We start from the raw sequence: 16,665 nt of genomic DNA, 5'->3' as shown, positions 1-16,665 counted from the left end.
TCAAGCGGGAACATGCAGTTCCAGTCGGTCATCCGAGGTGAGGATGGCCTGTTGCATGTCCTGCAAGGCCCGGCACGGCTCGAGCCCGAGTTCTTCATTGAGCGTCTTGCGCGCCGCTTGATACACATGCAAGGCGTCCGCCCGGCGGCCACAGCGGTAGAGCGCCAGCATCAACTGGCGGTGCAGTGCCTCCCGCAGGGGATGCTCGGTGGTGAGCTGATACAGATCGCTCACCAGCTCGCGATGGCGGCCGAGCATGAGCCGGGAATCCGTCAGCATTTCGATGCATTCCAGACGCGCTTCCTTCAGCCAGGTCTGAAAGCCTTCGAGGATCGGCCCATGGCATACGTCGTCCAGCAATGGATCGCGCCACAGATCGAGTGCGCTTTCGAAAGTCGCCGTGGCCTGCTGGTAACGCCGCTCCCGCAGATGGTCCCGGCCCTCGCACACCAGCCGTTCGAAGCAGTGGAAGTCGAGGCGGTCGTGGCCCAGCCGCAGGACATATCCCGGCGGGCGGGTGATAACGGGACTTTCGTGCTGGCCGGGCCGGCGCAGGAACTTACGGATCTGGGAGACATACACATGGAGCCCGGCGATCGCCCGGCGCGGCGGATCCTCTCCCCAGATCTCCGTGATGAGCTGGTCGATCGGGACCACTTGATCGGCGCGGACGAGGAGGACGGTCAACAGGACCTCGATCTTCCGCGCCCTGATGGTTAATTTACGCTCCTCTTCCACTACGCGGAGAGGTCCCATGATCTCATATCGCACGATGTGCCCCATCCGAGTCGCCGACGAGTGCGGTCATGGGACAGTCGGCGCCTTTGCCGGAATTGCCCGCGGGGTGGTCTGTGTGGTCGCTCGATTCCGAGGGCGGTCTGCTTCCGGAGGCGAACGCGTGTGCGGGTCGGGCTCTGGCGGTCCATGCGGATCGTCGCCCCTTGCCGTCCGGGTGGCGCGCTGGAATTGTCACGTCCCCGGAGTCCGGCGACCCCGAAGGGGATGGGAAGTGGGCACGTGCCGAGCCGCTTGCGTGTGGAAAGTGGTCCGGCCGCTCCGCACTGGACGGGGACGGGCGGTGCCGCCGGATCCACTGACGCACGCCGTTCGCGACTGCCATTACTCACCCCTCTTTTATCGCGGGCCCGCCGAGGAATCAGAGGATGGACAAGATCGACGCCTTCGGCAGGTGCCCCACATCGTAAGCGAGTCCTATGACTACCCACCTCACCTAGAATCCGGATATACGCGCCCTCGAGGCGGCGTCCTCGACGGTGCGGAGCGGGTATTCGCAATACTGTCCGGAAGATCGGAGTCCGGATATCCCGCACTTGAGGTGATGCAGTCCGCGAAAGAGAATACGCGGATCACATCGGCCGGGACAAGCGCATCTTGCGAGATCATGGGCCCCTTGGCGCCGCTTTGATGAGGAGCGGAAAATTCCGTCTGCGCGGGACCCATGAAGGCTTCTCGAATAACCGTCAGGTTTGCCGCCCGCCGCCGCCCGCCGATTCAGGGCTTGTGGGCCACCACGATGGCGCAGCCGGCGCTGGGCACGGTGGGCAGCGCCGACTTGGCGGCGTCCAGCACCTCCTGCACGCTGACCCCGTGGCGCGCCTCGAACTCGCGGCGACAGCGCAGGATGCCGTCGATCATGCGGTTGGCGGTGTCCTTGGTGTTCTCGGTGACATCGGTCAGCTCATCGAGCACCAGCCCGGCGTCACCGACCAGCCCGGGCCAGTCCTCCAGCCGGGTCAGCGAGGTGACCACGGCGGGGTCGTCGTCCGGCTGATAACTGCCGTCGCTCGGCGGGGTGACATCCGTGAGCACCACCCGGCCACCCGGCCGCAGCACACGGGCCATCTCCCGCAGCGCCGTCGGACGGTCCATGTGATTGATCGATTCGAATGCGAGTACGGCGTCGAAAGTGGCGTCGTCGAAAGGCATCGCCATGGCGTCGGCGTATTGGAATGCCACCCGGTCGGACAGCTCGGCCAGCCGGGCGGATTCGGTCGCCTGCTTGACCTGGAGCTCGCTGATCGTGACGCCCAGGACATTGGCCCCGGTGGCGGACGCCAGCCGCATCGCCGGTTTCCCGATACCGCAGCCGGCATCCAGTACCCGGTCTCCCGGTCCCACCCGCAGCCGTTCGATCAGCAGATCCGTGAAGCGATCGGTGGCCTCTTGCACCGAACGGGTATCGGACGGGCCGTCCCAGTAGCCGAAGTGGAAGTTGTCGTCCCACGCCATCTGTAGAAGCGGGCCCAGCGAGCTGTAGTAGTCCGACACCGTGCCGCCCGGCGGCACGGCCGAGGGAGAGGTCATGGCACTCCTCCTGTGTGCTCGAAAGATCGGGTCGGCCCAGGGCACATAAAGGCTCACCCGCTCAAGCGATCGTCCGGGGTTCCGGTAACGCGTCTCTAAAGTCACCGGCCGTGGCCTATTTGGTCTTGCTTTAGAACCGCGCCCCACGATGGGCCACGTGCTCGCACCGATCATCAATCCGGAGCGGGAGTGCCGACCATGACCACGAACACGCCGTTCGCCGAGCGCCGTATGGGGTGCGATGGATAGCGCCGAGCCCACCCGCACACCTCAGCACGCGGAGCCCATCGCCGTGGTGGGGATGGCCTGCCGCCTGCCCCACGCACCCGGCCCGTCGGCCTTCTGGCGGCTGCTGCGGCAGGGCGGGAACGCCATCACCACCATGCCGGACGACCGCCGCCGGACCGGCGCCTCCGCCACGGATGGCTCCGCGACGGATGGTTCCGCGACGGATGGCTCCGTCACCGAGGGTCCCGCCGCTGAGGGTCCCGCCGCCGACGGTTCCGTCAGCGACGGCTCCGGCCGGTCGGCGCCGACCTGGTACGGCGGCTTCCTGGACCGCGTCGACACCTTCGACGCCTCCTTCTTCGGCATCTCGCCCCGCGAGGCCACGGCCATGGACCCGCAGCAGCGGCTGATGCTCGAACTCGCCTGGGAGGCGTTCGAGGACGCGGGAATCCGCCCCGGCACGCTGAAGGACACCCCGACCGGAGTGTTCGTCGGCGCCATCTGGGACGAGTACGCCGCCCTGCTGCGCCGGGACGCCACCGCGGCCACCCGGCACGCCATGACCGGTGCCCACCGCAGCATGATCGCCAACCGGGTCTCCTACGGCTACGGTCTGCGCGGCCCCAGCCTCACCGTCGACACCGCACAGTCCTCCTCGCTGGTGGCCGTGCACACCGCCTGCGAGAGCCTGCGCCGCCAGGAGTGCACCCTGGCCCTGGCCGGAGGCGTCAACCTCATCCTCACCGAGGACAGCATGGCGGCCGCCGCCGCCCAGTTCGGCGGGCTCTCCCCGGACGGGCGCTGCCACACCTTCGACGCCCGCGCCAACGGATTCGTCCGTGGCGAGGGCGGCGCGGCGGTCCTCCTCAAACCACTCGCCGCGGCCGTACGCGACGGTGACCCGGTGTACTGCGTCATCCACGCGGCCGCCGTCAACAACGACGGCGCCACCGACGGGCTGACCTCCCCCAGCTCGGCAGCCCAGGAGGACGTGGTGCGCACCGCCCACCGGCGGGCCGGAGTCTCACCCGACGCGGTCCAGTATGTCGAGCTGCACGGCACCGGAACCCCCGTCGGCGACCCCGTCGAGGCGGCGGCACTCGGCGCCGCGCTCGGCACCGTACGGACCGACGGCACACCGCTGCTCGTCGGCTCCGCCAAGACCAACGTGGGCCACCTCGAGGGCGCCGCGGGCATCGTCGGACTGCTCAAGACCGCTCTCGCCATCACCCACCGACTGCTCCCGGCCAGCCTCCACTTCACCACTCCGAACCCACGGATCCCGCTGGCCGAACTCGGGCTGCGGGTCCAGGACCGACTCGGCGAGTGGCCCCGCCCGGACCGGCCGCTGCTCGCCGGGGTCAGCTCCTTCGGCATGGGCGGCACCAACTGCCATCTCGTCCTCGGCGAAGCGCCCGCGCCCGCACCCGTATCCGTAACCGCGTCCGCGTCCGCCCCCGCCGACACCCCTGCGCCCCCGGTCGTGGCCTGGCCGATCTCCGCGAAGACCCCCGCGGCGCTGCGTGCCCAGGCCGAGCGGCTACGGGACCATCTGGCGGACCACGACGGCCTCTCCCCGGCCGACATCGGCCACTCCCTGGCCACCACCCGGACCGCCTTCGCCCACCGCGCCGTGATCCTCGGGAAGGGCCCCGACGAGCTGCTGTGCGGACTGGACGCGCTGGCGAACGGCACGGAGGCCGCCGGAGTGATGCGGGGCAGGGTCGCGGACGGCGGTCTCGCCGTCCTCTTCAGCGGTCAGGGCAGCCAGCGAGCGGCCATGGGCCGTGAGCTCTACGCCGTCTATCCGGTCTTCGCCGCGGCGCTGGACGAGGTGTGCGACTGTCTGGACGGGCGGTTGGCGGAGCCGTTGCGCGAGGTGCTGTCCGCCGAACCCCCGTCCCCGCGAGCGGCGTTGCTCGACCGCACCTCGTACACCCAGCCCGCGCTGTTCGCCATCGAGGTGGCCCTCTACCGGCTGGCCGAATCCTGGGGGCTCACCCCCGGCCATCTGATGGGCCACTCGGTCGGCGAGATCGCCGCGGCCCATGTGGCCGGTGTGCTCACCTTGCCCGACGCCTGCACCCTGGTGGCCGCCCGCGGCCGGCTGATGCAGGCCATCACGGCGAAGGGCGCCATGGCCGCGCTCCAGGCCGACGCGGACGAGGCCGCGGAACTGCTCGCCGGAATGGAGGACCGACTGGACCTCGCCGCCGTCAACGGGCCCTCGTCCGTGGTGATTTCGGGTGACCACGACGCCGTCCACGCGACCGCCGCCACATGGCGCGAGCGCGGCCGCAAGGCCCGGCTGCTGAAGGTCAGCCATGCCTTCCACTCGCCGCACATGGACACCATGCTCGACCAACTGCGTGCCGTCGCCTCCGGACTGACCTTCTCCGCACCGGCCATTCCCATCGTCTCCAATGTGACGGGACGGCTCGCCACCGCCGCGGAGCTCGCCACACCGGACTACTGGGCCCGGCACGCCCGCCACGCGGTGCGCTTCATGGACGGTGTGCACACCCTCCTGGACACCGGTGTCACCACCTTCCTCGAACTCGGACCGGACGCCCCGCTCACCGCCATGACCCGCGAATGCCTCGCCGCACGGCCCGGACCTGCCCCCGGGCGGCCACGCCCGGCCGCGGTGGCGGCACTGCGCCGCGACCGGCCCGAGGCGCGCACCTTCGCCGCCGCCATGGCCCAGGCGTATGTCCGCGGCGCCGAAGTGGCCTGGGACCGCGCCTGCGCCGGGCACCCCCGGCAGCGGGTCCCCCTGCCGACGTACGCCTTCCAGCGGGACCGCTACTGGCCCGCCACCACACCCGAATCCGCCGTGCGGGGCACTCACACCACCGGGACGGACAACACCCCGGACCAGGCGGCGCCCGTAGGAGAGACGGCCGGGCCCCGCGACACGGGGCCGGGCCCGGACCCGCTCGAGGTCGTACGCACCCAAGTGGCCCTCGTCCTCGGACACTCCGAGCCGGACGCCATCGATCCCGGCCTCACCTTCAAGGAGCTGGGCTTCGACTCACTCGCGGCGACCGAACTCGGCGAGCGGCTCGGCGCCGCCACCGGGCTGCCCCTCACCGCCACGCTCACCTTCGACCACCCCACGCCCCTGGCCGTCGCCGACCACCTGCGCGCCCACACCACCCCTGCCGCCACCCCGCCCGCGCCGACGACTCCCGCGGCGCGCGACGCCGACGAGCCGATCGCGGTGGTGGCCATGGGCTGCCGCTTCCCCGGCGGCGTCGACTCGCCCGAGGCGCTGTGGCGGCTGGTGGCCGAGGGCGTCGACGCGATCGGGGAGTTCCCCCGGGACCGCGGCTGGGACCTGGCCGGACTCTTCGACCCCGACCAGGACCGCCCCGGCACCAGCTACGCCCACGAGGGCGGCTTCCTCTACGACGCACCGGAGTTCGACGCGGAGTTCTTCGGGATCAGCCCAAGGGAGGCGCTCGCCACCGACCCACAGCAGCGGCTGCTGCTGGAAACCGCGTGGCAGACCTTCGAACGGGCGGGCATCCGCTCCACCGCCCTCCAGTCCAGCCCCACCGGGGTGTTCGTCGGAGTGATGCCCCAGGACTACGGCCCCCGGCTGCACGAGGCGCCCAAGGGGCTCGACGGCCATCTGCTGACCGGCGGCACCCCCAGCGTGGTGTCCGGCCGGGTGGCGTTCACCTTCGGTCTGGAGGGGCCCGCGGTGTCGGTGGACACGGCGTGTTCGTCGTCGCTCGTGGCCATCCATCTCGCGGTGCGGGCGCTGCGGCAGGGCGAGTGCGCGCTCGCCCTGGCCGGAGGGGTGACGGTGATGGCCGCACCCGGCATGTTCACCGGCTTCTCCCGCCAGCGCGGCCTGGCCCCCGACGGGCGGTGCAAGCCGTTCGCGGCCGCCGCCGACGGCACCGGCTGGGGCGAGGGCGTCGGCCTGCTGCTCCTGGAGCGGCTGTCCGAGGCCCGGCGGAACGGCCACCGGGTGCTCGCGGTGATCCGGGGCTCGGCGGTCAACCAGGACGGCGCGTCCAACGGTCTGACCGCGCCGAACGGGCCCTCCCAGCAGCGGGTGATCCGCCAGGCCCTCGCCGACGCCCGGCTGTCCCCGGCCGAGGTGGACGCCGTCGAGGCCCATGGCACCGGAACCACGCTGGGGGACCCGATCGAGGCCCAGGCCCTGCTCGCCACGTACGGGCGGGAGCGGCCGGAAGAGCGGCCCCTGTGGCTGGGCTCGCTGAAGTCCAACATCGGCCACACCCAGGCCGCGGCCGGCGTGGCGGGCGTCATCAAGATGGTGATGGCGATGCGGCACGGACTGCTGCCCGCCACCTTGCACATCGACGCGCCCAGCCCCCACGTCAACTGGGACGGCGGCGCGGTGCGGCTGCTGACCGAGCCGGTGGAGTGGCCGCGCGACGAACGCCCTCGCCGCGCGGGCGTGTCCTCCTTCGGCATCAGCGGCACCAACGCGCATCTGATCGTGGAACAGGCCCCCGAGCCGGAACCCGCCCCCAGCGGCGCGCTGCCGGACGCGGACGACCGGCCGGTGCCCTGGGTGCTGTCCGCCCGCAGCGCCGAGGCCCTGCGGGGACAGGCCCGGGAGCTGGCCGCCCACACGGCGCCCGACCACACGCTGTCGCCCCGGGACGTGGGCTGGTCACTGATCACCACCCGGACGGCGTTCGACCACCGGGCGGTGGTGGTCGGCGCGGACCGTGATGAACTCATCGCCGCCCTCGGGGCGTTGGCCGCCGACGAGACGCATCCGGGCGTGGTGGGCCCGGGCGTCACCCGCTCCGGCGCGGCCGTTGACGCGGGCCCGGTGCTGGTGTTCCCCGGACAGGGCTCGCAGTGGATCGGGATGGGCGCCGGACTGCTGGACGCCTCGCCGGTGTTCGCCGCCCGGGTGGCGGAGTGCGAACGAGCGCTCGCGCCGCACGTCGACTGGTCGCTCACCGATGTCCTGCGGGGAGCCGAAGGCGCCGCCGGGCTGAGCCGGGTGGATGTGGTGCAGCCGGTGCTCTGGGCGGCGATGGTGTCCCTGGCCGCCGTATGGGCCGAGTACGGTGTGCGCCCCGCCGCCGTGGTGGGCCACAGCCAGGGCGAGATCGCGGCGGCCGTGGTGGCGGGAGCACTGTCCCTGGAGGACGGTGCGAAGGTCGTGGCGCTGCGCAGCCGGGCCCTGCGGCGACTCGCCGGGGGCGGGGCCATGGCCTCCCTCGGCGTGGGCCAGGAGCAGGCCGAGGAGCTGCTGATCGGGCTCGGCGACCGCGCCACCGCCGTCGTCGTGGCGGTGGTGAACGGACCCGAGTCCACCGTCGTCTCCGGGCCGCCGGAGCAGGTGGCCACTGTGGTGGCCGCGTGTCAGGACTCGGGCGAGCGGGCGCGGCTGATCGAGGTGGACTACGCCTCGCACAGTCCCCAGGTCGATGAGATCGCCGATGAACTCACCGAGCTGCTCAGGGGAGTTGATCCGGTGGAGGCGCCCGGATCCTCCGGGGTGGTGTTCTACTCCACCGTGACCGGCGGCCGGACCGATGTATCCGTCCTGGACACGGACTACTGGGTGCGGAATCTCCGGGAGCGGGTGCGGTTCGCCGATGCCGTCGAGGCGCTGCTGGCGGCAGGGCATCGGGTGTTCATCGAGGCCAGCACCCATCCCGTCCTCACCATGGCGATGCGGGAGAGCTTCGAGCACGCCGAGATCGGCGCCGCCGCGGTGCCCACCCTGCGGCGCGACCACGGGGACCTGGCCCAGCTGACGAAGTCGGTCGCGCAGGCGTTCATCGCCGGGGCCGAGGTGGACTGGTCGGCCGCCTTCCCGGCCGACCCCCCACCCCGTACGGTCGATCTGCCCACGTACGCCTTCCAGCGTCGGCGCTACTGGCTGGACGCCCCCGGCGGGCCCGGCGGGGACCCCGCCGCCCTCGGCCTGGTCGCCGCGGACCACCCGCTGCTGGGCGCCGCGGTGCGGCTCGCCGACGGCAGTGGCCATGTGCTGACCGGACGTCTCTCCCCGCAGACGCACGGCTGGCTCGCCGACCATGTGGTGGCGGGCATGGCCCTGGTGCCAGGAGCCGCACTCGTGGAGTGGGCGCTGCGGGCGGCCGACGAGGCCGGCTGCGGGGCGGTGGAGGAACTCGCGCTGCGGCTGCCGCTGGTGATGCCCGCGACGGGCGGCCGATGTGTCCAGGTGGTGGTGGGCCCGCCCGCCGACGACGGCCGCCGCGACATCGCGATCTACTCCCTCCCCGACGACGGCCTGCGCACGGGTGGCGACACCGACTGGCCGTGCCATGCCGTGGGCGTCCTCGGCCCCGCCGTACCGGAAGACCCGTCGGGGGAGTTGCCCGGGACCTGGCCCCCGCCGGGAGCGCGGCCGGTGGACACCGACGGGTTCTACGAACGGATCGCCACATCCGGATACGCCTACGGCGCCGCATTCCAAGGGCTGCGCGCGGTGTGGCGGGACGGCGCGGAGCTGCTGGCCGATGTGGAGCTGCCCAAGGCCGCGGGAGAGCCCGGTGGCTTCGGCATTCACCCTGCCCTGCTGGACGCGGTGCTGCATCCGACGCTGCTGATGGACGGGATGGAACGGATGGACCCGACCCGGGCGGAGGAGGGCAACGGCCGGATGTGGCTGCCGTTCACCATCAGCGGTGTGTCCCTGTGGGCGGCCGAGGCCACCGCCGTACGCGTCCGACTCACCCCCCGTCCGCGGACCGCCGAGCCCGAGGGCGAGCGTGAACTGCGCGTCGTCGTCGCGGATGCGGTGGGCGCCCCGGTGCTGACGATCGACGCGCTGGTGCTGCGCCCCGCCGACGCCGATCAGCTGCGCTCCCTGAACACCGGCCCAGTGGCGACCGAGAGTGCCGGTGGCGGAGGCGTACGGCGGCGCGCCGCCGCTGCCGCCGCCGGAGCGTCGTCCGCCGACTGGACCGCCCGGCTGGCGCGGCTGTCGGCCGTGGAGCGTTACCGCACCCTCCTCGCCCTGGTGCGCGACCACGCCGCCGCCGTGCTGGGGCACACCGATGCCGAGGCGGTGCACGCCGAGGCCAGCTTCAAGGAGCTGGGCTTCGAGTCCCTGACCGCCGTCGAACTGCGCGACCGCCTCGCGGCCGCCACGGGTCTGCGGCTGCCCGCGGCCCTGATCTTCAGACATCCGACCCCGGAAGGCATCGCCCACCACCTGGTGCGACGGCTGACCTCCGACGGCACCGACGCCACCCCCACCGCGATCGTCCCTCCGAGCACGCACTTGCCACGGCAGCCGACGGATGAGATGAGCGCGGCCCAGAGGCTGGAGTCCGCCTCCGCGGATCAGGTCCTTGAGTTTATTGACAACGAGCTTGGTGTGTCCTGAATGTGCCGGGCGCGACGATCGCTGAAGGCCGGGTGACCCTCATGGCGAACGAAGAGAAGCTGGTCGAGTATCTCAAGCGCGTTTCCGCCGATCTGCACGATACGCGTCTGCGGTTGCGCGAGGTGGAGGAGCGTTCCCACGAGCCGGTGGCCGTGGTCGGCATGGCCTGTCGCTTTCCCGGCGGGGTCACCTCCCCGGAGGAGCTGTGGGAACTGCTCGTCTCGGGTGTCGACGCGATCGGGGACTTCCCGACGGACCGTGGCTGGGACCTGGAGAACCTCTACCACCCCGATCCGGAGCACTACGGCACCAGCTGTGTCCGCCAGGGAGGATTCGTCGAGGCGGACCGCTTCGACGCGGCGTTCTTCGGCATCAGCCCCAGGGAAGCGCTCGCCATGGACCCGCAGCAGCGGCTGGTGCTGGAGCTGGCCTGGGAGTCCCTGGAGCGTGCCGGTATCGATCCGGTGTCGCTGAAGGGAACCCGCACGGGTGTCTACGCCGGTGTGTCCAGCCAGGACTACCTCTCCCGCGCCCCGCGCATCCCCGAGGGATTCGAGGGCTACGCCACCACGGGCTGCCTCACCAGTGTGATCTCGGGCCGGGTGGCCTACACCTTCGGTCTTGAGGGGCCGGCGGTGACGGTGGACACCGCCTGCTCGGCCTCGCTGGTGGCCATGCATCTGGCGGTGCAGGCGCTACGGCAGGGCGAGTGCACCCTGGCCTTGGCGGGCGGTGTCACCTCGCTCGCCACCCCCATCATGTTCACCGAGTTCTCCCGGCAGCGCGCACTGGCCCCGGACGGCCGGTGCAAGTCCTTCGCCGCCGACGCCGATGGCACCGGCTTCTCCGAAGGTGTAGGGCTGGTGGTGCTGGAGCGGCTGTCGGAGGCGCGGCGCAACGGCCACCGGGTGCTTGCCGTGATCCGGGGCTCGGCCATCAACCAGGACGGTGCCAGCAACGGCCTCACCGCGCCCAACGACGTGGCCCAGGAACGCGTCATCGGCCAGGCGCTGGCCAACGCCCAGCTGGGCCCGGGCGATGTGGACGCCCTCGAGGCACACGGCACCGGCACCAAACTCGGCGACCCGATCGAGGCCGAGGCCCTGATCGCCACGTACGGCCGGAACCGCCCCGCCGACCGGCCACTGCTGCTGGGCTCGCTGAAGTCCAACATCGGCCATACCCACGCGGCGGCGGGCGTGGCGGGCGTGATCAAGATGGTGATGGCACTCCGGCACCCCGGACTGCCCGCGAACCTGCATCTGGACGAGCCCACCCCGCATGTGGAGTGGGAGGGCAGCGGACTGCGGCTGTTGAATGAGCCGGTGGAGTGGCCACGCCTGGAGCGGCCCCGCCGCGCGGCGGTGTCGTCGTTCGGCATCTCCGGCACGAACGCCCATCTGATCCTGGAGCAGGCTCCTGAGGAGGATGTGGCGGCGGCGTCGTCTGTGGTGGGTGGGGTGGTGCCGTGGGTGGTGTCGGGGCGGAGTGTGGAGGCGTTGCGGGGGCAGGCTGGGGCGTTGGCTGAGCGGGTGGGGGGTGCGTCTGAGCTGTTGCCCGTCGATGTGGGGTGGTCGTTGGTTACCACGCGGTCGGTGTTTGAGCATCGGGCGGTGGTGGTGGGTGCTGACCGTGCGGAGTTGTTGGCGGGTGTGGAGGCGTTGGCGGGGGGTGGGTCGCATCCGGGTGTGGTGCGGTCGGGTGTGGCGGCGTTGACGGGAGACGTCGGTCCGGTGTTGGTCTTTCCCGGTCAGGGTTCGCAGTGGGTGGGGATGGGTGCGGAGCTGCTTGAGGTGTCGCCGGTGTTCGCGGGGCGGGTGGCGGAGTGTGAGCGGGCGCTTGGGCCGTTTGTGGATTGGTCGCTTTCGGATGTGTTGCGTGGGGTGGAGGGTGCGGCGGATCTGGCGCGGGTGGATGTGGTCCAGCCCGTTCTGTGGGCGGTGATGGTGTCGTTGGCGGCGGTGTGGGCCGGACACGGCGTACGTCCTGCGGCGGTGGTGGGTCATAGCCAAGGGGAGATCGCGGCGGCTGTCGTCGCGGGTGCGCTGTCCCTGGAAGACGGTGCGAAGGTCGTGGCGTTGCGGAGCAAGGCGTTGCGGCGGTTGGCCGGTGGTGGGGCGATGGCGTCGCTCGGTGTGGGTGAGGAGCGGGCGGGGCAGCTGCTGTCCGAGCTGGGGGACCAGGCCGTTGGCGTAGGCGTGGCAGCGGTGAACGGCCCTTCCTCCACGGTGGTGTCTGGTCCGCCGGAGCAGGTGGCCGCTGTGGTGGCCGCGTGTCAGGAGGCGGGGGAGCGGGCGCGGCTGATCGAGGTGGATTATGCCTCGCACAGTCCTCAGGTGGATGGGATCCGTGAGGAGTTGCTTGAGGTGTTGGCTGGTGTCCGTCCGGTTGTCGGTGGTGCGGATGAGGTGGGGTTCTACTCGACGGTGACTGGTGGCCGAGTCGATGCGGCTGGCCTGGATACGGACTATTGGGTGCGGAATCTGCGGGAGCGGGTGCGGTTCGCCGACGCGGTCGAGGCGTTGCTGGCGGACGGGCATCGGGTGTTCATCGAGGCCAGCACCCACCCCGTGCTACTCCTCGGAATGCAGGAGTCCTTTGAGCGGGCGGGTGTGGACGCGGTCGCCGTACCGACCCTGCGTCGCGATCACGGTGGCCAGGCCCAGCTCCTCCACTCGCTCGCCCAGGCGTTCATCGCCGGGGTCGAGGTCGACTGGAGGCCCGCGTTCCCGGCCGATCCCACCCCCCGTACGGTCGATCTGCCCACGTACGTCTTCCAGCACCAGCGCTATTGGCTCGACGGCCTCAGCAGCCGGGGCGCCGACCCCACCGACCTCGGTCTGGTCGCCGCGGGCCATCCGCTGCTGAGCGCCGCCGTGGAGCTCGCCGACGGCCAGGGCCATCTGCTGACGGGGCGCCTGTCGGCGCGATCCCATGGCTGGCTCGCCGACCACGTGGTGGCGGGCGCGGCCCTGGTGCCCGGGACGGCCATGGTGGAGTGGGCGCTGCGGGCGGCCGATGAGGTCGGCTGCGGTGGGGTGGAGGAGCTGGCGCTCCAGGTACCGCTCGTGCTGCCGCCCAGCGGCGGGGTGCGCCTGCAAGTGGTCATCGGCGGGCCGGGCGCCGATGGCCGACGCGATGTGCGGATGTACTCGCGCCCCGACGACGGCGCCGACACCGCGGCCGGTTGGGTGTGCCATGCGGAGGGCGTGCTGAGCCCACCTCCCGATGGCTCCGCACCGGTGGAGGAGTTGGGCGGCGCATGGCCACCGGCGGGTGCGAAGCCGCTCGACCCCGTGGACTTCTACGAGCACATCGCGGGGTCGGGGTACGCGTACGGCCCGGCCTTCCAGGGGCTGCGCGCCGTATGGCGGGATGGCGCCGACCTGTTGGCCGAGGTGGCGCTGCCCGAGGCCGCGGGGGAGCGGACGGGATTCGGTATCCACCCGGCGCTGCTCGACGCCGCACTGCATCCCGTTCTGCTGACCGATGGGTCACCGAGCGACGCCGAGTCGCCCGATGGCCGGGTGTGGCTGCCGTTCACCTGGAACGGGGTGTCGCTGTGGGCGGCCGGGGCGAGCACGGTACGGGTGCGGATCTCGCCGTACGAGCCGAGCGCGGAGCGGGAACGTACGCTGCGGGTGACCGTGGCGGACGCCCTCGGTGCACCGGTGCTGAGCGCCGACGCGGTGGTGCTGCGGTCCGCCGAGGCCGATCAGCTTCGTACGGCCCAACGGCCGGGCGTAGACGGGCTGTTCGTCATGGACTGGACCCCCTTGCCGGTTTCCGCGCCGCCCAACGGCGACGGGCGGTCCGGGGATCACCCGGCCGCTGACACCGACTGGGTGATCCTGGGGCCCGAGGACCGGGCTCCGGCCGGGTCCACCGCCGTATGTCATCCGGATCCGCAGGCGTTGATCAGCGCGCTCGACACGGGCGCCCCCGCCCCCGCCGTCGTCCTGGCACTCGAACCCGCCGAGCCGGTCCATGCCCGCGCCGGCGGGACGGCGGCCGACGGGCTGGCCTCGGCGGAGCGGGTCCTGGAGCTGTTGCAGGGCTGGCTTGCCGAGCCGCGCCTGGCCGAGGCCCGGTTGGTGGTGGTGACACGTGGCGCCGTCGCGACCGGCGACGACCCGGGTGGCGTCGACCCCGCGGCCGAGAGCGTGGACGTGGCGGGAGCGGCCGTCTGGGGTCTGGTGCGCAGCGCGCAGGCCGAGAATCCGGGCCGTTTCCTGCTGCTCGATCTCGACCCTCACACCGAGGTGTCCGCCGACCTCGTGACCGACGCCGTGGCGCGCGCGATCGAGATGGACGAGTCACAGCTGGCCCTGCGCGCGGGGCGGGCGCTGATGCCCCGGCTGGTGCGCGCCGCGCCGAGCGCGGGCCTGGTGGCCCCGACAGGGCAGTCCGCGTGGCGGCTCGTGCTCGAGGGTGCCGGGACGGTGGACAGCGTACGGCCGGTGGCGTGCCCGGAGGTGCTGGAGCCTCTGCGGGAAGGCCAGGTGCGCATCGATGTCCACGCGGCGGGCGTCAACTTCCGCGACGCGCTGATGGTGTTGGGGATGTATCCCGGGGACGCGGTGTTCGGTGGCAGCGAGGGTGCCGGTGTGGTGCGGGAGGTCGGCCCCGGCGTGACCGGTCTCGCCGTGGGCGACCGGGTGATGGGCCTGTTCGAGGGCGCGTTCGGCCCACTGGCCGTGGCGGACGCCCGTACGGTCGTACCCATCCCCGCAGGCTGGACCTTCCGGCAGGCGGCCGCCGCCCCCGTTGTCTTCCTCACCGCCTGGTACGGGCTCGTGGAGCTGGGCGGGCTCCAGGCGGGCGAGCGCGTGCTGATCCATGCCGCGACCGGTGGTGTGGGGACGGCCGCCGTGCGGATCGCCCGGCATCTGGGCGCCGAGGTCTACGCGACGGCGAGCCCGGCGAAGCACGGGGCCCTGGAGGAGATGGGCATCGATGCGGCCCATCGGGCCTCGTCGCGCGATCTGGACTTCGAGGAGGCGTTCCGTGAGGCCACCGGCGGCCGGGGCGTCGATGTGGTGCTCAACAGCCTCGCCGGTGAGTTCGTGGACGCCTCGCTCCGTCTCCTCCACGAGGGCGGACGGATGCTGGAGATGGGCAAGACCGATATCCGCGACCCCGCCCTGATCGCGGCCGAGCACCCCGGGGTGCGCTACCACGCGTACGACCTGATCGCCGACGCCGGTCCGGACCGTATCGGCGAAATGCTGCGTGAACTGGGCGAGTTGTTCGCCTCCGGTGTGCTGGAGCCGCCTCCGGTACGGGCGTGGCCGCTCGGCCGGGCGCGTGAGACGCTGCGGTGTCTCAGCCAGGCCAAGCACATCGGCAAGCTGGTGCTGGACGTCCCCGCCCCGGTGGACCCGGACGGCACCGTGCTCATCACCGGTGGCACCGGCACCCTCGGCGCACACGTCGCCGAGCACCTCGTCCGTACCCGGAACATCCGCCATCTGCTGCTGGTGAGCCGAAGTGGCCCCGACGCGCCCGGGGCGAAGGAACTGGTGGCCCGACTCGCCGACCTGGGGGCCGACGTACGCGTCGCCGCGTGCGACGTCGGCGACGCCGCCCAGGTGGCCGAGGTCCTCGCGGGCATCGATCCGGCGCACCCGCTGACCGGTGTCGTGCACGCGGCGGGGGCGCTGGACGACGCGATGCTTCCCTCGCAGGATCCGAAGCGGCTGGCGCGGGCCTGGGCGGCGAAGGCCGCGGCGGCGGGCCATCTGCACACCGCCACCGCGCGGCTGCGGCTGGGCATGTTCGTCCTGTTCTCCTCCTTCGCCTCCGATCTCGGCACCCCCGGCCAGGCCAACTACGCCGCAGCCAACGCCTTTTGTGACGCCCTCGCCGCCCACCGCCAGGCCCATGGCCTTCCGGGGCTGTCGGTGGCCTGGGGACTCTGGGCGGCCACCAGCGGCCTGACCGCACGGCTGGCCGACGCCGATCTGGCCCGGATGGCCCGCCTGGGCATCAAGGCGAACAGCACCGAGGAGGGGCTGGCGCTGCTGGACGCGGCCTGTCACCACGGCCATCCGCATCTGCTGGCGCTCCACCTGGACACCGGCTCCCTCACCGCTCAGGCCCCGGGCACCCTTCCCACCCCCCTGCGGGCCCTCGCCACCGTCGGTGGCAGCGGGCGGGCCCGGCCCACGGCTGCCACCGGTGGACAGAACACCGACTGGGCGGGCCGGCTCAGGGGGCTGCCGTCCACCGAACAGCACCGGCTGCTGCTCAACCTGGTGCGCACCCAGGCGGCCACGGTGCTCGGCCACGCCGATCCGGGTGTGGTGCGGCCGGACGCGTCGTTCAAGGACCTCGGCTTCGACTCGCTGACCGCCGTGGAGCTGCGCAACCGGCTGGCCGCGGCCACCGGGCTGCGGTTGCCCGCGGCGCTCGTCTTCGACCACCCGGAGGCGGCGGTGCTGGCCGAGCATCTGCGCCGGGAGCTCTCCCCGGACGGTGAGCCGGGCGCCCCGGGCCCCGACGTGGCCCAGCCCCATCCCGTCCTGAACGAGCTGGTCAGGCTGGAGAACAGCCTGTCGGCCGTCGGCGTCGAGGACGTGGACTCCGGTGCGGTCACCGCCCGGCTGGAGACCTTGCTGTCCAAGTGGAAGGCGATGTGCTCGTCGGCACAGCCGGACGACGGCACTGCCGTGGAGCGGTTGCAGGTGGCGACCGCCGATCAGGTTCTGGATTTCATCGACAACGAACTTGGCCTGTCATGAACAACG

General features: G+C 72.1%; 4 protein-coding genes. 2 read left to right on the top strand and 2 right to left on the bottom strand.

The window, feature by feature from the left end:
* Positions 1-771 carry an AfsR/SARP family transcriptional regulator gene (locus ACT2CW_RS05370; RefSeq protein ID WP_037950606.1) on the bottom strand — a complete coding sequence of 257 codons (771 nt, stop codon included), beginning with the start codon at positions 769-771 and terminating at the stop codon, positions 1-3.
* Between the two features lie 741 nt (positions 772-1,512).
* Positions 1,513-2,325 carry an SAM-dependent methyltransferase gene (locus ACT2CW_RS05365; RefSeq protein WP_182474008.1) on the bottom strand — a complete coding sequence of 271 codons (813 nt, stop codon included), beginning with the start codon at positions 2,323-2,325 and terminating at the stop codon, positions 1,513-1,515.
* Between the two features lie 241 nt (positions 2,326-2,566).
* On the opposite strand from ACT2CW_RS05365, the gene ACT2CW_RS05360 reads away from it, so the two are divergent.
* Both ACT2CW_RS05360 and ACT2CW_RS05355 read left to right on the top strand, forming a co-directional pair.
* The gene (locus tag ACT2CW_RS05360; protein WP_445515714.1) at positions 2,567-9,916 is read left to right on the top strand and encodes a type I polyketide synthase; all 7,350 of its coding nucleotides are present in this window, start codon (positions 2,567-2,569) and stop codon (positions 9,914-9,916) included.
* Between the two features lie 41 nt (positions 9,917-9,957).
* Entirely contained in the window at positions 9,958-16,659 is a 6,702-nt protein-coding gene (locus ACT2CW_RS05355; protein WP_445515713.1) for an SDR family NAD(P)-dependent oxidoreductase, read from the top strand.
* Positions 16,660-16,665: the final 6 nt, after the last annotated feature.

Source organism: Streptomyces sp. NEAU-174 (genome assembly GCF_052665095.1).
This window is presented reverse-complemented; position numbering and strand designations above follow the sequence as displayed.